The organism is Paeniglutamicibacter cryotolerans (assembly GCF_014190875.1).
Classification (GTDB): Bacteria; Actinomycetota; Actinomycetes; order Actinomycetales; family Micrococcaceae; genus Paeniglutamicibacter; species Paeniglutamicibacter cryotolerans.
Genome location: NZ_JACHVS010000002.1, coordinates 958,551 through 983,571, shown reverse-complemented (window position 1 = coordinate 983,571; position 25,021 = coordinate 958,551). Strand labels below are relative to the sequence as shown.

The following is a 25,021-nucleotide window of genomic DNA, read 5'->3' as shown; positions in this document are numbered from 1 at the left end:
GGCCAGATGGGTGAAACGAGCCGGCAGCCGTCGATAGGTGTCGTTGTCCTGACCATGGGAAACAGACCCGATGAACTCCAACGTGCCCTGTCCACCTTGATGTCCCAGGACGCGGTGGACCTCGACGTGGTGGTCGTTGGCAACGGCTGGGACCCGATCGGGCTTCCCTCTGGGGTCCGTGGCCTCTTCCTCGAGGAGAACATTGGCATCCCTGCCGGAAGAAATGCCGGGGTGCCCAATGTATCCGGGGAGTTCCTGTGTTTTCTTGACGATGATTCGTGGTTCCTTGACGCCGGTTTCCTGGCCGATGCCGTTTCGCGGTTCAGGCGGCATCCGCAGATGGGAATGCTGCAACCGCGTATCACCGATCCTGCGAACGAAACTGATCCGCGCAGATGGATCCCCCGTCTGAATAAACGAACAGCCGAGGAATCAAGCAGGGTCTTTCACGTTGGAGAAACATGCCTAGTCATGGCGCGAGCCACCTTCGAAGCGACCGGCGGCTGGGCCGGAGGCTTCTGGTACGCCCACGAGGGCATCGAGCTGGCCTGGCGGGTGTGGGACACCGGGCACCATGTCTGGTACGCCGGTGACATGCGCATCGGCCACCCGGTGGTCGACCCCCGGCGGCACGAGGAGTTCTACCGGCTGAATGCCAGAAACCGGGTGTGGTTGGCCAGGCGCAACCTGCATTGGCCCTTCAGCTGGATCTACGTCAGCAGCTGGGTGCTCATCGACTGCGTGCGACTGCGCCGGGAACCGGCTAGCGTGCGCCAGTACCTGAGCGGATGGAAGGCCGGGTGGCAGGGAAACCCCTGGTACTCGGCGCCGCGGCCCAAACTCAAATGGCGGACGCACCTGCGCATGGCACTTGCCGGGCGTCCGCCCATCGTCTGATTGATCCCCCCATCACTCTTCAGCCTCATCCACTTCACAGGAGACCACTATGACAAGAACAGTTCTCACTTACGGAACCTTCGACCTTTTCCACATCGGACACCTGAACATCCTCAAGCGACTCAAGGAAAAGGGCGACCGCCTGATCGTCGGAGTCTCCACGGACGAATTCAACGCGGTCAAGGGCAAGAAACCCATCGTTCCGTTCGAGCAGCGGTTGGAGATCGTACAGGCCATCCAATACGTTGACGAGGCAATTCCCGAGGACAACTGGGACCAGAAGCGTTTGGACATCGCCAAGTACGATGTCGACGTCTTTGGCATCGGTGAGGACTGGAAAGGCAAGTTCGACGATCTCGGTGACAAAGTCGAGGTCGTCTACTTGCCGCGCACCTCGGGAATCTCCACCACCGAAATGAAGCGCGTGCTCAGTGCTTTTGACGAACGGCACGTCGACGAGCTGAAGCGCACCCTCGACTCACTGAGCCAGATCGTCAAGGAACTGAGCTAGATACCCGGAGGGGGAGTCAGTTCCCGACCCGGGGTAATGGCCCGATGGTTGGCGGGATTGTTCCCCACGTCCAGTACCTTCAAACAGGCGCCAAAGGCGGCCTCCCGATGCGGTTGGCCGCCTTCAGCGTCTGCCTTGCATCTAGAACAGTTATCCGGTGGGGAGCGCCGGATGCAGCTCGTCGGCGGACTCGACGACCTCATCGAACCAGTCGATGAAGGGATAAGCCGAGCGGATCTCGCCTGCGCTCAGACAAGTTGAATCGTCCGCCGGTAGAGCCAGTCCTAGGACCCGGTGCCCGATTCCCCGGTCCGGAGCGCCGAGCAGCTGCGAGCCGAAGCCATCACGCAGCTCGAGTTGAGTGGCAACGTCGAAGTCGGCAGTACCGAAGACCCGGCGGCACTCGCGCGCAAAGGCCTTGCGGGTCAGTGCTTCCTGCTCTGGGCTGGGCCAATGCCTATTCATGTTGAACTGGTTCAAGGTCCACCGTTCCTCGACCGATACGACATGTGAACCGGCCCGGACAAGCCGCTGCACATGTTCCGGGAGACGGGCGAGGTTCGCCACCCGTTCCGGGAACGGATACACCGACGAACGGTCGAACTGGACCACGATGCGGTGTAGTAACGGATCCAGCCCGCGAGCGAATTCCAGGAACGCCTCGGTGACTGGACCCGGTGCAAAGTCGTGCCTGAACAGCGACACCTTGCGTCCGTCGTCGGGCGAGTCAAGCACGAACTCGTCCGAGTCGTCGAAGAAGAACTCGATGCTGCGGCGGGCAGCGTTACCGTGTTCAGCCGGGGCGAACCTTTCGAGGGCCCCGCCGTGCTTGCTCTGGTCCTGGATCCCGCTCTCAATGGCCCTCCCGATGCATTCCAGCAGCTCGCCGATGGTCTGGCGATTTCCCCGGGCATGTCCTCCAAGGCGAAGTAGAGTCCCCGCTCGGCGCGGTACTCTTCGAGGTCGTAGGCGTAGAAGATAATCGGTTTGCGGCGTGGCAGGAAATCGAAGAAGATCCTCGAATAATCGGTGACCAGGACATCAGTGATACCCAGGACCTCGTAAGTGTCGATGGCGGCCGGAACAAGGTTCACTTCCAGCTTCATGTCCCTGATGAGCGCCTCGGTCAGGTGATGGGCGCGGAAGACGACATGTGAATCACGGGTGGCCAGGGCCTTCAGGTCGGCGGCCAGTCCCCTCGCATCGAAATGCTTAGAGCTGGTAGTTCCCCGCCAGGTCGGCGTGTAGAAGACCGCCGACCGTCCGTCATCGACAAGACCCAGGCGTGCGAATACACCGGCGCGGATGGCCGGATCCGCATCGAGCATCCGATCGATCCGGGGGCTTCCCAGCTGGGCGGTCTTACCTCTGAACAGGCCATCGGTTTCGTAGGGGACCACTAGACTGTCGGGGGTGTGTTCGTTGGGGGCGAGCAGGTGTGTGGCGTGGAGCAGGTTTCGGCTGACGTTGCCGTGCTGCATGAAACCGGAGGTGATGTCCCTGCCCAGTGCCTTCAAAGGCGTGCCGTGTGGGCTGCTCTGGATATTTCGGACAGTGGAGCCCCATGAAATGATGGGGACTACCGGAATGAGGAATCACCGAAATGTCATCAACACGTCGCAGGTTCAGCCAGGAATTCAAGGATTAACTGTGCCGCGAAGTCATCGACTCGTCCAAGGCCATCAAGGTCGTCGCCACCGAATACGGGGTTGGCGCTGAGACGTTGCGCAGTTGGCTGAAGAAGAACCGGCAAGCCAACGGAAGCCCCACCACCGAGCCGGAACCGGAGCTGAACGTCGCTGACCGTGCCCGGCTCAGGGAGCTGGAACGTGAAAACCAGTAGCTGGAAGCCGAGGCCGCGTTCCTAAAAGGCGGCTGCATACTTCGCACGGGAGCCACGGTAGTGGCGAAGTAAGAATTCATCGACTCCTACGCCGCCGCGTCCCGGAAGGCTCCGGCAGTGCTGAAGATGTGCCTCTGGTTGGAGGTCTCCCGCTCGGGTTTTTACCACTGGCGTTCCCGCCCGGTCTCGGCCACCGCAGCCCGCAGAACGGCCCTGGCTGCCCGGGTGCATCACTTCTTGTCAGGAATCCGAGGGGACCTACGGGTATCGCCGAATCCACGCGGACCTTCAGGCCGAGGGCACCGAATGCTCCGAAGGAGCTGGCGCGCCAGATCATGCGCCAGGAGCATCTGGTTCCGTGCCAACCACGGCCCTTCCGCACCACCACGGTCGCCGATGCCGAGGCGGCCGCGGCGATGCCAGATCTGGTGAAACGGGACTTCACCGCAGACCGCCCAGGCGTCAAGTTCGTCGGATATCACCTACATCCACACGTGGCAGGGGTTCATCTACCTGGCCACGGTCATAGACTGCTACTGGCAAGAAGGTCGTTGGCTGGGCGATCGAGGACCATATGAGTGCCGAGCTCGTGGAGAAGGCCCTGCGCAATGCCGCTGAAACGACTCGGATCGAACTCAACGCGATCACCCACAGAGACAGAGGAAGCGTGTATACCTCGGCCTCATATCGGGGGCTGGTCACCGGTTTGGGGATGCGCTCATCCATGGGGAAAACCGGGATTTGCTGGGACAACAGCCAGGCAGAAACTTTTTTCTCGGCCCTGAAAAACGAGCGGGTCTACCGCACGACCTACGCCACAAAGGAACGTGCCCGTGCGGACATCATCCGCTACATCGAGGGCTTCTACAACAGCCGCAGACGCCATTCGGCGCTCGGTTACCGGCGACCGAATGACGTCCACTATAGTTACCAGCAGCCGGCGACGGCAGCGTAGAGTAACCACTAATCCGCTGTCCGAAAAGTCCTAAGCAGCCCACCCGGTACTCGGTCAGGTACACCGTTCCGTCGGGTTGCGTGAAGAAGATCTGCTCGGGAATGCCGAACACCGGGTTCAACACGGTCAAGCTGAACGGCTTTCCCTCTTCGTCGAACTCCCAGATGCCGTCGGTTGCGGCTGCCGGATCCATCCGGGGGGGCTTCCGGGGCCGTGCCGCGGGAGCGGATATCCTCATGGAAACTCAACATGCGCACCGATTCGGGGATGCGCCCATCGCTTACCAGCCGGGCCTTGACCCGCTTGTAGCTTGGCCGGGCCTCAACGGTCAGGATCGTTGTCGGTACCCCGGCAACGTCGACAAATACCCTGGCCCGCTCCAGCATGGCCGAGGTCAACCCACCGAAGGAGGCGGTAATCGCCATGGTGGACATGTAATAGTGTCCGGTGGGCAAAGCCGTATTTCTGAGACCTATAAGCATTGACTCAGCATATCCGTTGGGCTGTCGGAACCTCCGGGCCGTGCACGGCGGGCCGGTTCATCAGGAGGCGGGTTCCCGAACCGATCCCTCACCCAGCAGCTCCCGTGAAGCAAGAATGAAGCGCTGCGTGCCGGTGCCGCGACATCTTTCGCCAAAGACATGATCGCGGAACGCGGCCTGCTGCTCCGGTTCGCCGCCGTTCGCGAGAGCGACGATGAGGTCGGCCGCCTCGGCTGGAACGCCATGCCATGCCGGCACGTAATCAAGGATCCGGTGCTGTCCGGATGCCGGGCCGTTGGCCGGTGGAGCTGAGGGCAGGAGCAACACCGATGGCTTGCCGAGACCCACTGCATCCATAGCCATCGCCGAAACATCGGCGACGACGACATCAGCCGCCGCCAACAAGTCGATCGGGTCGGATGAGACGTCGGTGACCGAGGTCCGGGATGCCGAAGCAGCGGGGGCAGTGCGGATGAGGTGTTCGACCCGCTTCCTAGCCCGTGCATGGGCCGCCGAGAGGCTTCCGGTTTTCGGATGCGGGCGGAAGATCAATCGGATCCTTGGATCGGCTAGCAGTGCCTTGCAGAGTCCAACCCCGTGCTCTGCCAGCGAACCATATGCCATCTGGCTGCTGTCACCTTCCCACGTTGGCGCGTAGAGGACCGTCACTGCATCGGGGGACCGGTCGGCCCGCTGGGTGGCGAAGTCAAGCTGGGGCCGGCCGATCTCCACCAGGTGATGCGGATCGATGCGGCTGACCGCCGCCATGATGCGGGAACGTGACGCTTCTCCGGCGATAAAGGCAAAGTCATAGGCCTTGAGCTGGTTGGAAACCATCGAGGATTTTTCACTTTCCCCATGGCTGAGATGGACGTGAACCAGTCCGTTGAGTCGCAGGACGGTGAAGTTGGCTTGGTTGTTATTGACGTAGAAGATCACCTGAACGCGGTGTCCCTCGACAAATGACTCAAGCTCGGCAGAGGTGGTACACAACTGGACCGGCAGGGTCGTCGCGTCCATGATGGGGCGTGCCGTCGATGCGTTGGAAAGCAGCACCGTCACTGCTGCTCCTTCGACAGCGAGTCGTTCAAGCGGGGCGAGCCACTGAAGGAGCTGGTACCTCCCCTCCGGGGTGTCGGCGAAGTAGACGGCAAACGGTGAAGGGTTTGCCGGAAGGACGCGGCCGTTGAGGCGCCGGCGGGCAGCGGGCTCGCTGACCGCCGAGCCGATTCGGGCCGATAACTGTGTAAATGCGCGCTTGAGTTTTGGAACCATGGGCATTTGACAAGCCTAACTGTGGCGTCGACTGGTTTGCAGGATGCTGTACCAGCGAGCGGGTCGTGAAGCATGCATCCGTTGGCAGCCGCACCGAAGAACACGGGCAATGGATTTTCCAAGGGCGAGAGTGTTGAATGGATTCCAGTGGGGAGAGACTCATGGGCTCATCCCATGGAACAGCCGTAAGGATCGGAGATATCCGAATGCCAGGATGGCGGGGCAGGATCGGACAGCAGCTTCCGGATGGACGCTGGCGCCAGGCGATGGATTTCTCCCGGAAGCCACCGAACGCCGAGCGCGGGCTTAACGCCCTGCGCGATGAACAAACCCGGATCGTGAGACGTATCGTCATCGAGTCGGACACCCCCTGTGTGGTCAGCGATGACGGCCGAACCCTTACTATGACAGCTGCGGCATGCGCCCGGCTGCGGGAGCAACTCGCTGAGCGGGGTATCGACTCCTTGTCCATAGAGGCCGATGCCCTGTCCCGGAACATCATCGCCGGGTGGTCCTGCGCCGATAAGGCCGTCTCGCTAAGGCAAAGGGACCTGCACGAGACCCTGGGCGTCAGGATCCTGGTGACCGGAGACGGAAAGCCCTACACCGTCCCCAACATCCTTGACTTTGACGCTCCGGTCGACCTCGTCTACACGTGGGTGGACGGGGCGGACGCGCAATGGCAGGATGAACGCGCCCATGCGCTCGCAGCGGTCGATACCACCCTGCTGCCAACGGCGGCCGATGCCGTGCGGTACTCATCCAATGATGAGCTGAAGTACTCCCTGCGCTCGGTAGAGGCATTTCTTCCATGGGTTAATCACATTTACCTGGTGATGGGGCAGCAGCCACCGGTCTGGCTCAATACCGATCATCCTGGTTTGACCGTCGTTGACCACGCAGAGATCTTCGCCAATACCGGCAATCTGCCCACGTTCAACTCGCACGCCATCGAGGCCCAACTCCACCGCATCCGCGAACTCTCCGAGCATTTCATCTACATGAACGACGACGTGTTTTTCGGGAAGCCGGTGAGCCCCAGCCTGTTCTTCACCCGCGGCGGGCAAACACGATTCCAGCTGTCAACGCAGCGTTTCGAAACGGAGGTGGGCAGGGCACTGCCAGTTGATGTGGCGGCACTGAACAACTCGGAACTATTGCAGGTCGAGTTTGGGGTCCAGTCGACATTGAAATTCAAACACGTGGCGCATCCCCAACGCCGGTCGGTCCTTGAAAGGATTGAGGCCCGGCACCCGGTCGAAGTCGCGACAACGGTGTCGTCGAAATTCAGGGGTACAAACGACCTGTCGATTCCGTCATCGCTGGCCCACTACTATGGCGCGGCATTGGGGATGGCGGTTCCAGGTGACGCCAGCTACAAGTACGTCGATGTGGGCGAGGAAAGCGCCCAACTCAATCTGGCCAAGCTACTGTGGGGCAAGCGGCCACACATGCTCTGCCTGAATCAAGTATCGGGCGGTGACAAGGACCTGGAACGGCAACGCACAATGGTGACCCACTACCTCCGCCAGGCCTATCCATGGCGTTCGTCGTTCGAGAGGGTTCCCTGAGTGCTTGGAGTCCGCTAGTTGCCGCTCGACCGCCTATATGGGAAGCGCAAGGCTGAACACCTCAGCAGCCCCGGCAGCTGAATGTCCATTGTCTGGCCACGAAGCGGGCCAGCAGTCACGATCCGTCCAGGAAGGGCACATGAACCACCTTCAGGAGCGACTTGCGCGTTCGATACAGGACCTGCAGACCAGCCGCTCACGCCGGGAGCTGGTGCGCCGCCAAGCGGTCGGTGCCAGGGGATTCGAGGAACTCCATGCCGAGGTGACCGGCGGGGTGCTTGCCCTAAGGATGGTCCTTGATGCCAGGTACGACGTGATTGACCTGTCGTTGTTGGCCAGTCGCGAGGTGCTGTGGAGCGTTCAGCTGCTCCCCGCCCCAAGGCTGGGGGCCGGTGGAGCGGCGGGTGGCGCAGTCGCGTATGTGGCAGAAATCGATCTATGCGCGCTCGCCGGTGTATGGAACGCACGTCCAGATGTCGTTGATGTTGCAGGTGATGGGGCGGTTGCCGCTGGCACGCTCCGTTTGACCGTCAGGATCCGATCCAGGGCGGACCAGGTCCAGAAGCGGGCGTTGGCCGTCGAATTCCAGACCGAAGACGGAACCTACCCCAACGGCAGGCAATTCATGGCCATGGTGAATGGCGGGGTGGTTGACGCGGATGCCGAGGTTCTCAGCCATGTGCCGCTAGGCCGCTGTGGGCTGACGGTGCTCGGACGGCTGGACGGTGTTGGCGGTGGCGCGGCCCTGGTTGCCCCTTACGTCAACAGGAACGGATACCTGGCTTTGGCGGTGGGCAGGGAAGCCCGTCCCACCATCAGCCTGGGCGTTGATTCAATAGACACGACGAATGCCGTACTGTGTCTGCGTGGGCGGGCATACACCGGATTCGACAAGGTGGCCTCGTCCCGGTTCCAGCTGATCGGCCGACGTTCTGGAAACGTGCTGGAAGGACCATCCAGCTTTGGCGCGCTTCGTGATGCAACGGCACGGAATTTCGGAAGAGGGCGCTATCTCTGGGAGGCGGTCCTAGACTTCGCCACTGTCGATTGGGATCAACTCGATACGGAGGACAACTATGACCTGTGGGTCGAACTCCTGCTTGAAGGACGCGAGGAACCGGTCAGCATCCGCGTTGCCAAGACCCCGTACGTCGTCCGCGCCACTACCCGGGCAGGGCACCTGATCCGTGGCGGGGAAGTCCTCGTCCTGAACCCGTATTACACCTTTAAGCGCAAAGCCACCTCGCTACTGATCGAGCGCTTTTCGCTCAAGTCATTCACCATGATGCGCGAATCGGGCCGGGTGGGACGGGCGTTGGCCAAGCGCGGAAACAAACCGATATGGATCATCGGGGAACTGCCCTACAAGGCCCAGGACAACGGGCTGTATTTCTTCAGGTACGTCCGCGAACACCACCCTGAGATCGATGCCTACTACGTGATCAACCAGGGTTCGCCGGAGCTGGATAACCTGCGGGGCTTGGGCCATGTGGTGTTCCACCATTCCGAGGAACACTTCAGGCTGGCCCTGCTGGCTGACCGGTTCATCGGAACCCACCATCCCGACTATCTGTACCCCACGCGGATGCCCGAGTTCCGCAGCAAGGCCACGGGGTACCGGGTGTTCCTGCAACACGGTGTCATGGGCACCAAGTGGATGGTGCCGAACTACGGAAAGCGATCGACCAGTTTTGAAACGGACCTGTTCTGTGTTTCTTCGGAACGGGAAAAGGAGTACATCGTGGGAGACTTCGGATATTCCCCGCGGGAAGTGGTCGTCACAGGCCTTCCCCGTTTCGATTCGCTGCTGGCGGGCGATGTCGATCTCAAGCCGCGCCAACTACTTGTCATTCCCACATGGAGGGACTGGCTGCAGACCGACGCAGCGTTCGGTGAATCGGAGTACCTGCGGCTGTGGAGCGACTTCCTGAACCATCCGCGGTTACTCCGGCTCGCCGAAACTGAAAACGTCGAGGTTGTCTTCTGTCTGCATCCGAATATGCAGGGATTCACCTCCTACTTCGAGCATGCCCCGGCACGCATCGTGCGGCAGGGGGAAACCGACGTCCAGTTCCTGATGAAACAGAGCGCGGCGATGGTCACCGACTATTCAAGCGTCGGATTCGACTTCAGCTTCCTGGGCCGGCCGGTGCACTACCTGCAATTCGACCGGGGCCGTTTCCTGGGCAAAGCCGGATCCCATCTGGACCTCGATTCTGAGCTTCCTGGACCGGTGGCCCTTGATCTTGCCGCGCTCTTCGACCAGCTCGAGGCAACTGTTCGGCGTGGATTTGCCATGGAACCGGAATATCGGGAACGCTCGGATAGGTTCATCGTCGCCAAGGACTTGAACCATTCGAAACGGGTCTTCGAAGCGGTGGCTGCGCTGCAGGTAACTGCGAGTCCTGTGGAGAAGATCGCCAAGACCGAATTCGCCGAGCGGTTGTTGGGCAGGCTGCGCCGGAGCAAACGCTATTTCTCTGTCATGAAGGCGATGCAGCGCGGACTGCAGAAGCTACCCATGGACAGCAGGCTCATGGTCTTCGAATCCGGGCTGGGCAAGCAATACGCGGATTCGCCACGGTATATATACGAGGAACTGGTACGCCGGGGTGATGCCCGCAAGAAGGTATGGATCTACGATGGGCCCCGGCATTTCGCCGATCCGAACACGACTGTTGTCAAACGGCTTTCACCGCAGTATTTCTGGGTGATGGGCCGGGCGAAATACTGGGTCTCGAACCAGAGCTTCCCGTATTACATGACCAGGCGCAAGCGGGGGGTCTACCTGCAGACCTGGCACGGGACGCCGCTCAAGCGCATGCTGCACGACATCGGAGAGATCCAGGGGCGTGATCCGGGCTACGTCGAGCGAGTCGAGCGGGCGACGGCACAGTGGACGCACCTGCTATCCCCGAGTCCCTATGCCACAGCGGCCATGCGGAGCTCATATGGATACACCGGCCCGGTCCTGGAGCTTGGCTATCCGCGCAATGATCCATTGGTTGCCGATTCCGCGGGGGAGAAGGCCTCACAGGTGCGGCGCGGGCTGGGCATAGCGCCCGGGCAACGGGTTGTCCTCTACGCCCCCACCTTCCGGGACAACGCCTCCAACGGCCGGGGAAGGTTCGGTTTCGAGATGCCGTTTGATCTGGCCGGCTTCACCCAAAGGTTCGGAGACGACACGGTGCTGCTCCTGAGGATGCACGTGCTGGTCCAGGCCGGACTGGAGATCCCGCCCGAATGCCGGGGCAAGGTCATCGACGTTTCGGGCTATCCAGAGATCCAGGAGCTCTATCTGGCAAGCGATGTGCTGATTACCGACTACTCCTCCGTCTTCTTCGATTATGCGCTGCTGCGCCGTCCTATCGTGTTCTACGCGTATGACTTGGAGGTATACCGGGACGAGCTGCGCGGGTTCTATCTCGATTACGCGCAGGAGATGCCGGGACCTATTGTTGAGAGCGAGGATGCACTCTTCGCTGCGCTGCAAGGCGCACTTGACGGAGACCTGCAGGACGGCGGAAGGCGCGAGGAGTTCCTCGCGCGGTTCGCTCCCCGCGACGACGGCTCGGCTTCTGCCCGGGTAGTCGAAGCACTTTTCGAATCCTCCTAGCGCGGCACGTGCGCCACGCCATAGGAGATACGTTTGGGTTCTCTTCCCGCTTCGGGCTAAGATGTAATGTCGGTCTATGTTCTACAGGAGTCATCATCAGCGAAAAGCGTTCAGGTCGTTCGTCGTCACACGGCATCGATCGCAGTTCGCCCTTGGTCCTTTCGACCAAGGATCTCGGGCGCAGCCCGGGAAGCATGACAATTCTCGATGAGCAGGTCGCTGCGCCCGCTGAACTGGGTGTAGCACTCGTCGGCGTTCAGGAAGGGTCGGAAATCGACCTGGATCTGAGGTTCGAGGCCGTGCACGAGGGTATCTTGGTTTCCGGAGTGGCCACTGTTGAAATCAACGGTGAGTGCGGAAGGTGCCTGGAGTCCATCGCGTATGACCTCGATGCCGATATCCAAGAACTCTTCTATTACGAGGGCATTAATCTGCCCGAGGATGACGAAGAGGATGACCAGTGCCGGGTTATCGATGATCATATTGATCTCGAGCCGGTACTTCGGGATGCAGTGGTGACCGCGCTGCCATTCCAGCCGGTGTGTAAGGAAGACTGTGCAGGGCTTTGTTCCGAATGCGGAATGAACCTGAATGAGGATCCGGAGCACCACCATGAGGTCTTGGATCCTCGTTGGGCAGCCCTTGCCGGTTTGTCCGACAACGCCGCGGACCACGCGGCGAATAGTACACATTCAGTCGATAGAGAAGAGAGATAGCCGTGGCTGTTCCTAAGCGGAAGATGTCCCGCTCGAATACTCGCGCCCGCCGGGCCCAGTGGAAGGCGACTGCGCCTCACCTGGTCAAGACCGTTGAAAACGGCCGCGTCACCTACAGCCTGCCGCACCAGGCTAAGGTTGTCACGGACTCCGCAGGCACCGAGCTGTTCCTTGAGTACAAGGGCCGCAAGGTAGCTGACGCGTAAGTCTGTCAGATGCCTTCATCAGAAGAGCTTTTGAAGCGTCTCGGAGTCGATATCGACTCCGGGACGCTTCGTCTTGCTCTCACACATCGTTCCTTCGCGTACGAAAATGGTGGCCTGCCCACCAACGAACGCCTGGAGTTCCTGGGTGACTCGATCCTCGGCTATGCCGTCACCGATCACCTGTACCGCCAATACCCCGACCTTCCCGAGGGCGACCTGGCGAAGCGCCGTTCGGCCGTCGTCAGTACACGTGCCTTGGCCGGCATCGCCCGTACCCTCGGCGTGGGCGAATTCATTCTTCTCGGCCAGGGCGAGCGTCTCACCAACGGTGCAGACAAATCATCGATCCTTGCCGACACCATGGAGTCGCTGATCGGTGCCACCTATCTGACGCACGGCATCGAAACCGCGCGCCTGCTGGTCATGCGCCTGGTTGGTCCGCTGCTGAAGGACGTCGACGCGCTCGGTGCCGGCACGGACTGGAAGACCTCCATCCAGGAGATCGCCGCATCCAACAAGCTCGGCACCATTGAATACCGGGTTGAGGGTTCTGGTCCCGATCATGCTCGAAGCTACGTGGCAACCCTTCACATCGGTGGCCAGGCCTATGGCTCCGGTGCCGGCCCCTCGAAGAAGGAAGCCGAACAGGAAGCCGCAGCATCCTCCTGGAAGATGCTCCGGACCCCGGCCAAAGACGCCAAGGAAAACTAGCGGTGCCCGAGCTTCCCGAAGTGGAGGTCGTCCGCCGCGGGCTCGAGGACTGGGTGGTTGGCCGCACCATCGCCACCGCCCAGGTCCTTGATCCGCGTTCCCTGCGCCGCCACCCGGGTGGCCCGGCTGATTTCCTCGACACCGTTATCGGCACCACGCCCCTGGCCGCGATACGCCGGGGAAAGTTTCTTTGGCTTCCCCTGGGAGGCCTGCCCGTACCGTTAGCCATGGTGGCTCACCTGGGCATGAGCGGGCAGCTCCTGGTCGAAGAACACGAGGCCCCCGATGAAAAGCACCTCAAGGTCCGGTTTGAATTGGCCGAGACCGCAGGAAAACCCGCCGAATTGCGCTTCATTGACCAGCGAATCTTCGGGGGAGTGTTCCTCTCCCCGCTGCAGCGCACCGATGACGGACTGCCCGGCGGAACGGGCAGCGATAGCGCGCTGATCCCCGAGGCCGCGGCACACATTGCACGGGACGTGCTGGACTCTTCGCTCGGGGCCGACGACCTCTACCTGGCCCTGCGCAAGCGACGCATCGGTCTCAAACGGGCCATTCTCGATCAGCAGGTGATCTCCGGGGTCGGAAACATCTACGCCGATGAAGCGCTCTGGGCCGCCAAGCTGCATTCAAAGCGCGCAACCGACACCATCAGGCGCCCCGAGGTGGCGCTGCTCTTCGCAGCGTTGCGTGATGTCATGGGCCGGGCCCTGGAGGCTGGCGGAACCAGTTTCGATGCCCTGTATGTCAACGTCAACGGTGCTTCTGGATACTTCGACCGCTCGCTCAATGCCTATGGACGCGAGGGCAAGGAATGTCAGCGCTGCCGGGACGCGGGGCTCACCTCCTTGATCCGCCGGGATCCATTCATGGGTCGTTCCTCGTATTCCTGTCCGCGCTGCCAGCCAACGCCACGTAACGCACGGAACTGACCACGAATTCAGGTGAAACGCCTGTTCACAGGCCATCTTCTTGAACGTAGGCTTTCCCCATGGCCACCAGCGCGCACTTCATCGTCAATACCCTGGCACTCAAGCGCGGGGGACTGGTGAAGGCCGTCCGGGAACGGGCCTCCGTTCTGGCGGCAAGCGGTGCACTCCAATCGGTTCATATCGACGTGTTGGGTGCCCAGTCAAGGCTCGGGGCTGACGTTGCCGACCTTAAGCGCGATGGCCACCTGCACCCGGACGTGATCGTCAAGAGCGTGCTCAGGGCGCTTGACCAAAGTGGCCCGGAAAGTCGGGTGCCGGTGGTCATCGAGGAGGAAGCTGAGATCAGCAGCTATTTCGCCGATTCCAGCGGCCGGGCGTTCCGGCTCTTCAGAAATGGGCTCTTTGAACGGTATGTTCGTTTCGACAGGAGTGGGGTGCTCGAGGTCATCGAATATTTCAGCCCGGCCCGCTATCGCGTCCGCCGTGAGGAAATGGACGAGACCGGGCGGATCGCACGCATCCTCGAATATCAGCAGGGCAGCAACAAACCCACTGTCCAACGCTACATCGGGCGCAACGGAAGCTGCTTCCTGACGATTTGGCAAAACTCCGGGCAGGACGCGTGGGCCCAATCGTTCCTGCACGGTCCCGAAATCGAACTGGACAGTACCGGAAAGCTCTATACGCGGGCCTTCGAGCTGCTCCTCACAGCAGAGGAAGCCCCGGCAATCTGTGCTGAATTCCGTGAAAACCTGCCCAATATCCCCGCCGATAACCTGGACGATATAGTGCGGGCGATCAGCCACCCTAACCTCCTGAAGATCATCACCATCCATAGCAACCATCTCAATCCACCCTATGTACGGGGTTCGGGAACCAGCCGGAACTGGACGCGGACGCTGGAGCACTTGGACGAGTTCGATGCCATGGTGGCGCTGACCCCAGCACAGAAGGCGGACATCGCCGCGGAGGCCGGCCACGCCGAGATGATCACAGTCATCGGCCAGGTCGCCCCCGCGCCGCAGCCGCTGGTCGAGGTGAATCCACTGCGTTTGGTCCTGGTTGCCAGGACACATCCGAAGAAGCGGGTGGACGAGGCAATGCGGGTCATGGCACACGTGTTGACCAAGGAGCCCAACGCCGTCCTGGAAGTCTTCGGTTTCGGGTATGGGGACGCGGAGGAGAACAAGATCAAGGAGTTGATCGCGGAGCTGGGCATCGTCGATTCAGTGCGCTTCATGCCTTTTGCCCATGGCACAGACGCGATCTATGCCGGGGCCTGTGCCACCTTGCTGACCTCGGCCTCGGAGGGATTCCCCCTAACGCTGCTTGAGAGCATGAGCCACGGGGTGCCGGTACTTGCCTACGATGCCAATTACGGTCCCCGTGATGTCATCCGGGAGGGGATCAACGGATTCCTGGTTCCCTTTGGTGAACACGAGGCGCTGGCCGGCCGGGTGGTGGAGCTCATGCGGAATCCGGCATTACGTGAATCCATGGGCAGCGCCGGCCTGGAGACACTGGCTGACTTCGGCCCGGAAAAATTCAGTGCCCGCTGGCTGGAACTGCTCTCCCACTCGCCCCGTGCCCTACGTATCCGCGGGTCGACAGTCGGGCCGTTGGCTCGGTCAGCGCGTTGGATCGAGGGGGATCTGGAGTTGACAGCGCACCCAGACGTACCCGAAGGCACGGTGTTGGTACTGACGGAGCGGACCGGGACAGCGCCCGAAGCGAAAGCAGCCCTCGCCGGTGGGCGCTGGATTATCACGTTGCCACAGCTGCCTCCCGGAACGATCTTTGACGCACACGCCGTCATGGCAGGTGCCAGCAAGCGGCTCCAGGCGGGTCCGGTGGAACAGAGCGAGGGTTCCGGGTGGCGGATCTATGCCACGCAGGGTGGCTGGCTATCGCTGAAGGCCGTGGTGCCGCGTCAAATGACGAACTGAGCCTATCGGAGCCCCGGCCCGGCAAAGGCGGAGAGTACCGCATCGTTGAACGGAGTCCAGGCTTCAACTGCCCACGGTCCGAAATCACGGTCCGTCAGTGCTATGCAGGAAATTCCTGCTTCGGGATCCACCCAGAGGAACGTGCCAGCCTGTCCGAAGTGCCCGAAGGTCTTCGCCGAGTTCCCGGTGCCGGTCCAGTGCGGGGACTTGCTGCCGCGGATCTCGAACCCGAGGCCCCAGTCGTTCGGTCGCTGCCTGCCGTAGCCGGGCAGGATGCCATCCAGCCCGGGGAACTGGACAGTGGTGGCGCTGTGCAGTGTGGAAGGTGCCAGCAGCGTGGGGCGCTGCAGCTCGGTGGCGAAACGGAGCAGATCTGCCACGCAGGATGAACCATCGGCTGCTGCCGAACCGGCCAGTGACGTTGATGACATGCCCAGCGGCTGCAGGACCGCTTCATCCAGATAGTCGGCAAAGCCGATACCGGTGGATTCCTCCAAGGTCCGCGCCAGCACATCGAATCCGGTGTTCGAATAGATCCGTCGGGTACCGGGTGCAGCACGTACGGCCGTGCCCGAAAAATCGTAGCCGGCTGTATGCGCCAGCAGGTGGCGCACCGTTGACCCCTCGGGACCAGCCGGCTGCTCGAGCTCCAGGGCTTCCTCCTCGACCGCAACCAGCACGGCGTACGCGCTGAGCAATTTGGTGACGGAAGCCAGCGCGAAGACCCGGGAGGCGTCCCCATGGGAATCCAGCAGGGTCCCGGACGCGTCGATGACAGCCGCGGCGGCATGATCCACGGGCCAGGAGTCAATGATTTCGAGGGCAGACATGCTTCTCACTTTCCGGTGGCGCGGTTCAGGGCGCCGGTAGCTCCGTAATGGGTGGCGAGCTTTTCCAGGCCCTCGTCGATGCCGACCGCGGGCGTCCAGTCAAGGACCTCGCGGGTGGTGCGCTGGTCGAACCAGTGGGCAGTGGAAAGCTGCTCGGCCAGGAACGCCGTCATGGGCGGCTCGTCCTTGACCCAGCCGCGCTTTCCGGCAGCCAGCCAGAAGCGCTCGATCACCGTGCCGGCGGCACGTGCCACAGCTCCGGGGATGCTCCAGGCCGGTGGCTTGACCCCTCCTGCCAGACAGATCCCGGCCATGAGCTCGCCTACGGGCCGCGGCTGGCCATTGGTGATGACCAGGTGGCGGCCGTGGGCCTGTTCCATGCGGTCCAGGCCGCGCACCAGGGCAGCAGCTGCGTTGTCGATGTAGGTGGTATCGATCAGGGCCGTGCCGGAGTCAAGGAGCGGAAGCCTGCCACGTGCGGCCCGTTCCAGGACGCGTTCCACCAGTTGGGTGTCTCCCGGGCCCCAGACGATGTGCGGGCGCAGGGCAGTCACGCGGAAACCAAGGGAGTCCGCTTCGAGGGCGATAAGTTCGGCAGCTGCCTTGGAACGCGCATAGTTTCCGCGGGCACGTGCCGGGTCGGCCGGACCGGCGGGCGCCCCGATGATGGAGTCGCCGAAATGGGCGACGGACGGGGAAGAAACGAAGACGAAGTCCCCGACCCCGGCGGTGCGGGCCGAGCCAATGAGGTTTCGGGTGCCGGTGATGTTGGTGGATTCGAATTCCGACCACGCACCGGTGAACGAAACCTTGGCAGCAAGATGGATGACGGCATCCACACCGGCGACCGCCCGGTCGACGGCTTGCCGGTCAGCCACGGAGCCGGCGACCGCTTCGGTGTTCGGCAGCGGTGCCGGACCGCGCTGGAAGGTACGCACCGTGTCACCGCGTTCGATTAGGAGCGAGGCTACTGCCTGACCCAGGAGCCCGGAAGCTCCGGTCACCAGGACCGTGCGTGTCATGGGCGGTGGATCCTTCCGCCAGCAAGGGTCTTGGCCGCCCATTCGGCCAGGGCGGCACGGTCGATCTTAGAATTGTGCCTGATGTCGGTGGGCAGTTCCGGGACCACAAGGACCGCCGCGATTTGTATCCCGGTGTTCTGGGAAACGCTGGCACGCACCTCGGCCGCCAGGTCGTGCGGTGCAAGCGCCGGGCGTGTTGCCCCGGGATGGGTCTCCATGACCACGACGGCCGCCTGGGTTCCGCACGGTCCGACGCCGACTACGGCGGCACGTCCGGCTCCGGTGACAGACTGGGCGGCGTGCTCGGCCGCCACCGGGGTCCTGACTCCCGTGTCCTGGACCAGGATGTGGCCCAGCCGCCCCTCGACCCAGAGCCGGCCGGTGGCATCCAGATGTCCGACATCGCCGGTGCGATGCCATCCGGGAACCGACGAGCTGTGCTTTTCGGTGATCCACAGCCTGTCGTAGCGGTCCTTCACGTGAGCCGCAGAGACCAGGATCTCGCCGCTGACATCGATGGCATGGCCAGCGACCGGTTCAACGGATCCATCGGCCGTGAACGGGGCAATGGCCACGCGGGTGCCCGATACCGGTACTCCCACGCACACTCCGTTGCCGGTGCCGGCGTCGCGGATGCCTTCCAGCGAAATGTCGGTCACGGGCAGTGCCTCGGTCATGCCGTAGGGGGTATGGAGGGATGCTGCGGGGACGAGTTCCTGTACCCGGGACAGCAGCGGCTCGGGAACGGGCGCTCCAGCCGAGAGCAGCAGCTCGATCCCGGACAGGGCGTTACGCTGCTCCGCTGTGAGGTCCGGTTCCGTGGCCAATACGTTGGCTAGTGCTGCGGGGGAGGCGAAGATGACGGTGGCTCCGATGGCGGCAGCTGCATCGGCCAGAGCGGCAGCGGTGAGCGTTTTCGGGGAGGTCACGTCCATATCGGGCGTTACGGAGGTGGCGCCCAGGGCCGGACCGAGCAGTGCGAACGGGGCGAATCCCGCCACCAGCCCGGAGCCGGCGCGCAGGCCGTAGGTGTCCTTCAGGGTGTCGCGCATGGCAGCCAGCTGGCGGTGTGTGTAGACGACTCCCTTGGCCGGGCCTGTGGATCCGGAGGTGAACAGGATGGCCGCGTCGGTGTCTGCCCCGGGAGCTGGGAAGTGCGCCCTCGAGGCCAGGGAGGAAGTCGCAAGTTCCGCGGCGCCGAGCCTGCGGATGGCTGCCAGTGACGTTTCGACGCCCAATCCCTGGGCCTTTACCCGACCCATGTCGGCAACGCCGATCCTGACGCCCGGCCAGCCGAAAGCCTTGGCTGCTATCAGGGCCCGATCGATGCCGATCAGGAAGCGCGGTCCGGCGCCCTTGATGGCCCGGCCCAGTCCCTTGGCGCCCAGCCCGGCATCGGCGACGACTATCACCGCGCCCAGGCGAAGGCACGCGTAAATCAACGTGGTGAGTTCGATGCCCGGTGGAACCAGCAGACTGATCCGGTCCCCGGGTTCCACACCGAGGGTACGCAGTCCGGCGGCCAATTCATCGACCCGGGTGGCAAGCGTGGCCCAACTCAGGGATACCGGAACCGGGTTCGGTCCGGAGCCCAGCGGTGCCATGTCGACCACTGCGGCCGTGGTGTCCTGGTAGCGGGCGTCTAGTTCGGCCGTCATGGGAAGGTATTGGACAGCGGGGCGCAACTCCGCGGACGTCTTGGAACCGTCCTGGTTGCACGCTGTGCCCGCGATCCAGTCGAAGACTGGAGTGGCAATGTCGCGGTCCTCGGGCAGGAGGTGGCTGGCGCCCTCGAAACGGTGGACCTGGGCCTGCGGGAGGCGTCCGATCAGGTCCCGCAGGTACCGGTCCGAGAAGACCGGGTCCTTGGGTCCCCACAGGACAAGGGCCGGTACGCTCAGCCTGGTGATGCCGGTGGAGACCCGCTCCAGGGCGGGCCAACTGGGGTGGGTGGGGTCCGCCGGGATGTCGGCCACGAAGTTCGCCACCCCGGCGCGGCGCTTCGCCCCACGGTAAGGGGCCATGAAGGCCGCCTCCACGGCCGGCGCCAGGGCCGGGCTGGCCAGGGAATGGGTGACCTTCAGGAAGGCCGGGGACGTCTTGGTGCCCCAGGGGTGGACTGCCGGGTGTAGCGCGAGTTTCAGGGCGGGAGGCAGCTCGAAGCCGGCCGGATGTACCGCCGTATTGGTGAGTACCACGCCGGCCAGCAGATCCTGGTGATCCAGCGCCCAGCCCAGGGAAATAATGCCTCCCCAGTCATGGCCGACGGTGATGACCTTGCCATCCAGGCCCAGGGCGGTGGTGAGGTCGTCAAGGTCGGAAATGCGGTGTTCCAGGCGGCGGAAGACGCCGGTGCGGTGGGAGAATCCCATGTCCAGCTGGTCCACCGCGATGACCCGCCAGGGGTGCTCCAGCTTGGATGCGGCGCCGAGCAGCGAACGCCAGAGGTAGGACCAGGTGGGGTTGCCGTGAACGCACAGCAGGGTGCCGGCAGGCGTGATTCCCAGGGCTTCAAGCTCGGGGCCGTTATCCAGGAGGTGCCAGGTGTGGCTGGTGCCCGGCGCATCGATGGCTGCGGTAGACGGTACCCGGACGAACCGCGACCACGCCGCGTTGACCCCGGGCCAGGGCTCGGTTACCACGCCAGTTCCATCATCGTGGTGTTCAGCCCCGAACCAACCCCCATGCAGAGGACCCGGTCACCGGGCTTGAGCGTCTTGGATTCCTGGGCCAGGGTCATCGGCAGCGATGCCGGACCCACATTGCCCCACTTCGGGAACGTGATGGGCACCTTGCTCTTGACCAGGCCCACGGCCTTGATGATGGCATTGGTGTAGGAGGTGGACACCTGGTGGGTGACGTAGCGATCCATGGACTTCCAGTTCCAGCCGTTGGCGTGGGCCTCGTCCCAGGCATTGACGACCAGTTCCAGGCCGTTGTCCAACAGGCCCTTGGTGTCGGTGAACATGCCCGATGGTCCACCCACGCATAGGCCGTGGTGCTCGGTGCCGGCTCGTGAAACGCCACCGACGATCCGGTGGGATCCCGGATGCAGGTCGTGGGGGCCGATGACGGCCGCTGCCGCACCGGATCCCAGCGTCAGCGTGGCGAATTCACGCAAGTAGTCATCCCGGGTGGAATCCTCACGGTTCAGCCGCTCAAAGGTGGTTTCCTGGGTGGGCTGGGCGTCCTCGCCGGCAACGATCAGTGCGTAGCGGATCTGGCCGGCATCGATCATGTTCGCGGCCAGGGTGATGCCGTTGACGAAGCCAAGGCAGGCGTTGGCCAGGTCGAAGTTCATGGCCGAGCTGGGCAGGCCGAGCTCATGGTGGATCTTCACCGCGACCGACGGTTCGAGGTTGCGCCGGGTAACCGAAGTATTGATCAGCAGGTCCACCTGACCCGGCTCGATGCCTGCCTCGGCCAGGGCCTGGGAACCGGCCTCCACTGCAGCGTCCTCGAAGGTCGTCCCCTCGGGCCACCAGCGGCGCTCGGTAACACCAGCGACACGTTCGAGCAGCCGGCGTGAGAGCCGCAGCCGCTTCAGGCTCGGGGCCAGTCGACGGTCGAATTCATCGGAGGTGACAACGACCGGAGCTTCGACACTTCCGATGGCCAGGAGCGCCGAATTATCGTGTCGAAATGTTGCGTTTCCGCCCAATGTTCAGCCTTCAATCTGGTGGTGATGTCGTCCCTGCAGGCCATCATTCAGTGGCTGGTGTCACGGAACCGTTGTTCCTACAGTAGTTGCCCGGGGGCAGCAATGAACACTTTCACGCGCGCGGGCACGCGATAAGTTCCCCCTGCGACCGTGTGGGCGCCGCTGAGCCGGGGGTGGCTGGAGATATGATGGAGCCTGGCCCGCTCCGTTCACCAAAGGGAGTCCCGCTGAACCAGGAACCACCACCACCGTGCATTTGAAATCACTGACCGTCCGAGGCTTCAAGTCCTTCGCCTCCGCCACGACCTTTGACTTCGAACCAGGGGTGACGGCAGTGGTCGGACCCAACGGCTCGGGCAAGTCCAATGTCGTCGACGCGCTGGCCTGGGTCATGGGCGAACAGGGCGCCAAGACGCTGCGCGGCGGCAAGATGGAAGACGTGATCTTTGCCGGCACCTCCGGCCGTCCGCCGCTGGGCCGGGCACACGTCTCACTGACCATCGATAATGCCGACGGTGCGCTGCCCATCGACTACTCGGAAGTCACCATCTCGCGCACGCTCTTCCGTGCCGGCGGATCCGAATATGCCATCAATGGTTCCTCGTGTCGTTTGCTGGATATCCAGGAACTACTCTCGGATTCCGGACTGGGCCGGGAAATGCACGTGATCGTCGGCCAGGGCCAGCTCGACCGGATCCTGCATGCCACGGCCGAGGACCGCCGGGGTTTCATCGAAGAAGCCGCAGGGATTCTGAAACACCGCCGCCGCAAGGAAAAGACGGTTCGCAAGCTCGACGCCATGCAGGGAAACCTGAACCGGCTCAATGACCTCAGCGCCGAACTCCGCCGCCAACTGACACCGCTAGGCAAACAAGCCAAGGTGGCCCGCCGCGCCCAAAGCGTCCAGTTCGAGGCCCGCGATGCCAGGGCCCGGTTGCTCGCGGACGACCTTGTCGCCTTGTCCACCAGTCTGGAGCGGGACGTTGAGACCGAGGCGGCGCAGAAGGCCCGTCACATGGTCGTTCAACGCGACCTGAACGTCGTACGCACCGAAGTGGGCACGCTCGAAGCCTCAGCCGCCCAGGCGACGCCCGCGGTGAACGCGGCCCGCGACACCTGGTACGGCCTCGGCTCGATGCGCGAACGCTACCGTTCGCTGGGGGCGCTCGCCACCGAACGTTCCCGCCTGTTGGGCACCACAGGGACGGAATTCGACGCGGGCAGGAACCCCGAACGCCTCGAAGCCCAGGCCGAGCGCCTACGCTCCGAACTGGAAGAGCTCGACGAGCACATCGAATCCCGGCGAGACCTGCTCGAGGAGGCACTCGAAGACCGTGCGGTAGCGGAATCCGCAGCGCGTGCGGAGCAGGAACGCATGACCAGCCACCTGCGGGCCCAGGCCGACCGGCGTGAGGCCATGGCCCGCCTGGCCGGACAGGTGAGCTCCGGACGCACCCGGGTCGAGTCGGCCGCGGGGGAGCTGGGCCGGATCCGCGAATCCCTGGACGGCTGGGCCGCCCGCCGGACCGCTGCCTCCACCGAATTCACCCTCCTGGAACAGGACGCCGCGGGAGCCCATGACGGTGAAGGGGACCTGGACGGCGCCTACGAGGAGGCGCACGCGAAGGAAACCGTCCTCCGCGGGCAACTGGATGCGCTGAAGGCCGAAGAACAGGAACTGGCGGCCCGGCGCGGAGCGCTCAAGGCCCGCCACGAAGCACTGCGCCTAGGGCTGGCCCGCAAGGATGCGAGCGAAGACGTGCTCGCCACCGGCGCCGAGGGCATCGGTGCCCGGCTCTCCGCTCGACTCGTGGTGAACCCCGGCTACGAAACGGCAATTGCCGCAGCCCTGGGCAGTGCCGCAGAAGCACTCTCGGCAGCCGAGCCGGGCCTGGCTGCGGGCATCCTGGAGGACCTCAAGGCAGCCGCTGGTGGCCGCGTGCATTTCATCATCCACGACGTCCCCGGTCATCCCGGCAACGGAGTGCCACCGGCATCCTCGGTACCGGCCCTCGACCAGGTGCAGGTTCCTGACGCACTCGCCGGAGCCGTGTCCCACCTGCTGGCGGACGTGGCCATCGTCAAGGATGCCGGGCAGGCCCTGGCCCTGTTGTCAGCTGATCCGCGCTGGCGGGCGGTAACGCTTGATGGCGACACGTACAGCGCTGCAGCAGTGGCGGGAGGAACCGCCGCAGCACCCTCGCTGATCGAGCAACAGGCTGTTGTCGATTCGACCGAAGCAGAACTGGACGAAGTCCGTCAGCGCCGCGAGTTGATCCGCTTCGATCTGGCTGCCCTGACGGTAAAGCTGGAATCGGCCGCCGAACTGGCAGAACAGGCATTGGAACGACTTCACGACTCGGACGCGCGCATCTCCGCCGTCGCCGAGCGGATGGCCCAGCTGGGAGCCAGCTTGCGCCAGGGATCCGAGGAACGAGAACGCCTCGAACGCAATGCCGCGGTGGCGTCCGGGAAGCTGGAAGCCGAGCAGGAGGCCCTGGCGGTACTCGTCGAACGACTCGAGCTCGCCCAGGAGGAACCCGAAGGCGAAGAGCTGGAAGACGCAGCGATCGACCGCAACCGGGAACTGGCAGATGCCGCCGCCGGTGCCAGGCAACGGGAACTCGATGCCCGCCTGGGACTGCGCGGCGCCGAGGAACGCGCCAATGGCCTACGGTCCAGGATCGAATCCCTGCTGCGCACAGCCGAGGTGGAACGCCGTGCCCGTGAACAGGCAAGACGCAAGGCGGAGCAACGCGGCATCCAGGCTTCCAAGGCCCGCCGGGTGGCGGGCGCCGTGGAAGCAGCGCTCGGATTCTTGGACGGTTCCATCGCGCTCGCCGACGCGGAGCGTGCCGGGTTGCAGGATGCCCGTACCGCATTGGACGAGAAGCTCGCCGTGGTGCGCAGGAGCTCGGATGCACTCACCCGGGAACTGGCCGAACTCACCGATATGGTACACCGTGACGAGCTAGTCCGCGCCCAACAGCTGCTGCGCATCGAGGCGCTGGAGAACCGTTCCATTGAGGAACTGGGCCTGAGCGCCGATCACCTGATCGATAACTATGGTCCGCACCTTCCCGTCCCGCAGCACGATGAAACGGCAGGCAAATGGGCCGAACTGCGTGCCGAGGTCGATGCGGACGGGCTGGTGGTGCCCGGCGGCGCTCCCTTTGACCGCGCCGAGCAGGAAAAGCGGCTCAAGCGCGCGGAACGCGACCTGGCTGCACTGGGGAAGGTCAACCCGCTGGCGCTGGAGGAATTCGCGGCGCTCGAGGAACGGCACAAGTTCCTGAGCACGCAGCTGGAAGACCTGAAATCCAGCCGCCGGGACCTCCTGGACATCATCAAGGACGTCGACGAGCGTGTCGAGCGGGTCTTCACGGAGGCCTATAACGACACGGCCGCGCAATTCGAGCGGGTCTTTTCCCGGCTCTTCCCCGGGGGAGAGGGACGCCTGGTCCTCACCGATCCGGATAACATGCTCACCACGGGAATCGAGATCGAGGCGCGGCCCGCCGGCAAGAAGATCAAGCGGCTCTCGCTGCTCTCGGGCGGTGAGCGTTCACTGACGGCCGTGGCGCTGCTCGTGGCAATCTTCAAGGCACGTCCCTCGCCGTTCTACGTCATGGACGAGGTCGAGGCCGCCCTGGACGACACCAACTTGGGCCGGCTGATCACGATCTTCGAGGAACTTCGCGAATCAAGCCAGTTGATTGTCATTACTCACCAGAAGCGGACCATGGAGGTCGCCGACGCGCTCTATGGCGTGACCATGCGCGGGGACGGCGTATCCATGGTGATCAGCCAGCGGGTTCGACATCCAACTAAAAAGATAAGTCAATAA

16 protein-coding genes and 2 pseudogenes are annotated in these 25,021 nt (G+C 63.3%); 11 read left to right on the top strand and 7 right to left on the bottom strand.

The annotated features are described in order from the left end of the window. Positions 1-6 precede the first annotated feature (6 nt). Together E9229_RS17655 and E9229_RS17650 are read left to right on the top strand one after the other, a co-directional pair. On the top strand, positions 7-897 hold the full coding sequence (locus E9229_RS17655; RefSeq protein WP_183512970.1) for a glycosyltransferase family 2 protein: 891 nt from the start codon (positions 7-9) through the stop codon (positions 895-897). Positions 898-946: 49 nt separating this feature from the next. Continuing rightward, entirely contained in the window at positions 947-1,408 is a 462-nt protein-coding gene (locus tag E9229_RS17650; protein ID WP_183512969.1) for an adenylyltransferase/cytidyltransferase family protein, read from the top strand. Positions 1,409-1,558: 150 nt separating this feature from the next. Here the strand turns inward: E9229_RS17650 and E9229_RS19565 are convergent, their stop codons facing one another. Both E9229_RS19565 and E9229_RS20130 read right to left on the bottom strand, forming a co-directional pair. Continuing rightward, positions 1,559-2,143 (bottom strand): hypothetical protein, encoded by a 585-nt coding sequence (locus E9229_RS19565; protein WP_246380843.1) that lies wholly within the window; start codon positions 2,141-2,143, stop codon positions 1,559-1,561. Between the two features lie 212 nt (positions 2,144-2,355). Beyond that, positions 2,356-2,889 (bottom strand): annotated as a pseudogene (locus tag E9229_RS20130) (CDP-glycerol glycerophosphotransferase family protein); the annotation flags it as partial. Positions 2,890-3,056: 167 nt separating this feature from the next. Between E9229_RS20130 and E9229_RS17635 the strand changes: the two are divergent. Continuing rightward, positions 3,057-4,206 (top strand): annotated as a pseudogene (locus tag E9229_RS17635) (IS3 family transposase). Between the two features lie 542 nt (positions 4,207-4,748). Here E9229_RS17635 and E9229_RS17630 read toward each other — a convergent pair. After that, on the bottom strand, positions 4,749-5,969 hold the full coding sequence (locus E9229_RS17630) for a CDP-glycerol glycerophosphotransferase family protein (RefSeq protein ID WP_183512965.1): 1,221 nt from the start codon (positions 5,967-5,969) through the stop codon (positions 4,749-4,751). A gap of 260 nt (positions 5,970-6,229) precedes the next feature. Here E9229_RS17630 and E9229_RS17625 point away from each other — a divergent pair, with 260 nt between their 5' ends. From E9229_RS17625 to E9229_RS17595, 7 genes are all read left to right on the top strand, one after another. Next, positions 6,230-7,534: a stealth conserved region 3 domain-containing protein gene (locus E9229_RS17625; RefSeq protein WP_183512964.1), complete on the top strand. Its 1,305-nt coding sequence runs from the start codon at positions 6,230-6,232 to the stop codon at positions 7,532-7,534. A gap of 139 nt (positions 7,535-7,673) precedes the next feature. Continuing rightward, positions 7,674-11,150 (top strand): CDP-glycerol glycerophosphotransferase family protein, encoded by a 3,477-nt coding sequence (locus E9229_RS17620; RefSeq protein WP_183512963.1) that lies wholly within the window; start codon positions 7,674-7,676, stop codon positions 11,148-11,150. Positions 11,151-11,302: 152 nt separating this feature from the next. Beyond that, entirely contained in the window at positions 11,303-11,866 is a 564-nt protein-coding gene (locus E9229_RS17615; RefSeq protein WP_407671386.1) for a YceD family protein, read from the top strand. A 2-nt stretch (positions 11,867-11,868) separates the two neighbouring features. Next, a complete protein-coding gene (gene rpmF / locus E9229_RS17610) occupies positions 11,869-12,072 on the top strand; it encodes a 50S ribosomal protein L32 (RefSeq protein ID WP_183512960.1) in 204 nt (67 codons plus the stop codon). A gap of 9 nt (positions 12,073-12,081) precedes the next feature. Continuing rightward, positions 12,082-12,783, top strand: a complete 702-nt coding sequence (gene rnc / locus E9229_RS17605; protein ID WP_183512959.1) for a ribonuclease III — start codon at positions 12,082-12,084, stop codon at positions 12,781-12,783. A gap of 2 nt (positions 12,784-12,785) precedes the next feature. Next, the gene (mutM, locus tag E9229_RS17600) at positions 12,786-13,715 is read left to right on the top strand and encodes a bifunctional DNA-formamidopyrimidine glycosylase/DNA-(apurinic or apyrimidinic site) lyase (RefSeq protein ID WP_183512958.1); all 930 of its coding nucleotides are present in this window, start codon (positions 12,786-12,788) and stop codon (positions 13,713-13,715) included. A gap of 59 nt (positions 13,716-13,774) precedes the next feature. Beyond that, positions 13,775-15,661 (top strand): glycosyltransferase, encoded by a 1,887-nt coding sequence (locus E9229_RS17595; RefSeq protein WP_183512956.1) that lies wholly within the window; start codon positions 13,775-13,777, stop codon positions 15,659-15,661. A gap of 2 nt (positions 15,662-15,663) precedes the next feature. On the opposite strand, the gene E9229_RS17590 is transcribed toward E9229_RS17595, so the two are convergent. From E9229_RS17590 to E9229_RS17575, 4 genes are read right to left on the bottom strand one after another with little or no spacing between them, the layout of a single operon-like run. After that, entirely contained in the window at positions 15,664-16,491 is an 828-nt protein-coding gene (locus E9229_RS17590) for a serine hydrolase domain-containing protein (protein WP_183512955.1), read from the bottom strand. Positions 16,492-16,496: 5 nt separating this feature from the next. Beyond that, the gene (locus tag E9229_RS17585) at positions 16,497-17,513 is read right to left on the bottom strand and encodes an NAD-dependent epimerase/dehydratase family protein (RefSeq protein WP_183512954.1); all 1,017 of its coding nucleotides are present in this window, start codon (positions 17,511-17,513) and stop codon (positions 16,497-16,499) included. After that, entirely contained in the window at positions 17,510-20,155 is a 2,646-nt protein-coding gene (locus E9229_RS17580) for an alpha/beta fold hydrolase (protein ID WP_183512953.1), read from the bottom strand. Before E9229_RS17580 ends, E9229_RS17585 begins: the two co-directional genes overlap by 4 nt. Continuing rightward, positions 20,149-21,174 (bottom strand): 3-oxoacyl-ACP synthase III, encoded by a 1,026-nt coding sequence (locus E9229_RS17575; protein WP_183512952.1) that lies wholly within the window; start codon positions 21,172-21,174, stop codon positions 20,149-20,151. Before E9229_RS17575 ends, E9229_RS17580 begins: the two co-directional genes overlap by 7 nt. A 250-nt stretch (positions 21,175-21,424) precedes the next feature. Between E9229_RS17575 and smc the strand changes: the two genes are divergently transcribed. After that, positions 21,425-25,021, top strand: coding sequence for a chromosome segregation protein SMC (smc, locus tag E9229_RS17570; protein ID WP_183512950.1), 3,597 nt, complete (start codon positions 21,425-21,427; stop codon positions 25,019-25,021).

What these genes read in the sequence shown, in the direction of transcription:
- E9229_RS17655 (WP_183512970.1), top strand. Translation starts at nt 7, where the DNA reads ATGGGTGAAACGAGCCGGCAGCCGTCGATAGGTGTCGTTGTCCTGACC.
- E9229_RS17650 (WP_183512969.1), top strand. Translation starts at nt 947, where the DNA reads ATGACAAGAACAGTTCTCACTTACGGAACCTTCGACCTTTTCCACATC.
- E9229_RS17630 (WP_183512965.1), bottom strand. Translation starts at nt 5,969, where the DNA reads ATGCCCATGGTTCCAAAACTCAAGCGCGCATTTACACAGTTATCGGCC.
- E9229_RS17625 (WP_183512964.1), top strand. Translation starts at nt 6,230, where the DNA reads ATGGATTTCTCCCGGAAGCCACCGAACGCCGAGCGCGGGCTTAACGCC.
- E9229_RS17620 (WP_183512963.1), top strand. Translation starts at nt 7,674, where the DNA reads ATGAACCACCTTCAGGAGCGACTTGCGCGTTCGATACAGGACCTGCAG.
- rnc (WP_183512959.1), top strand. Translation starts at nt 12,082, where the DNA reads ATGCCTTCATCAGAAGAGCTTTTGAAGCGTCTCGGAGTCGATATCGAC.
- E9229_RS17595 (WP_183512956.1), top strand. Translation starts at nt 13,775, where the DNA reads ATGGCCACCAGCGCGCACTTCATCGTCAATACCCTGGCACTCAAGCGC.
- E9229_RS17590 (WP_183512955.1), bottom strand. Translation starts at nt 16,491, where the DNA reads ATGTCTGCCCTCGAAATCATTGACTCCTGGCCCGTGGATCATGCCGCC.
- E9229_RS17585 (WP_183512954.1), bottom strand. Translation starts at nt 17,513, where the DNA reads ATGACACGCACGGTCCTGGTGACCGGAGCTTCCGGGCTCCTGGGTCAG.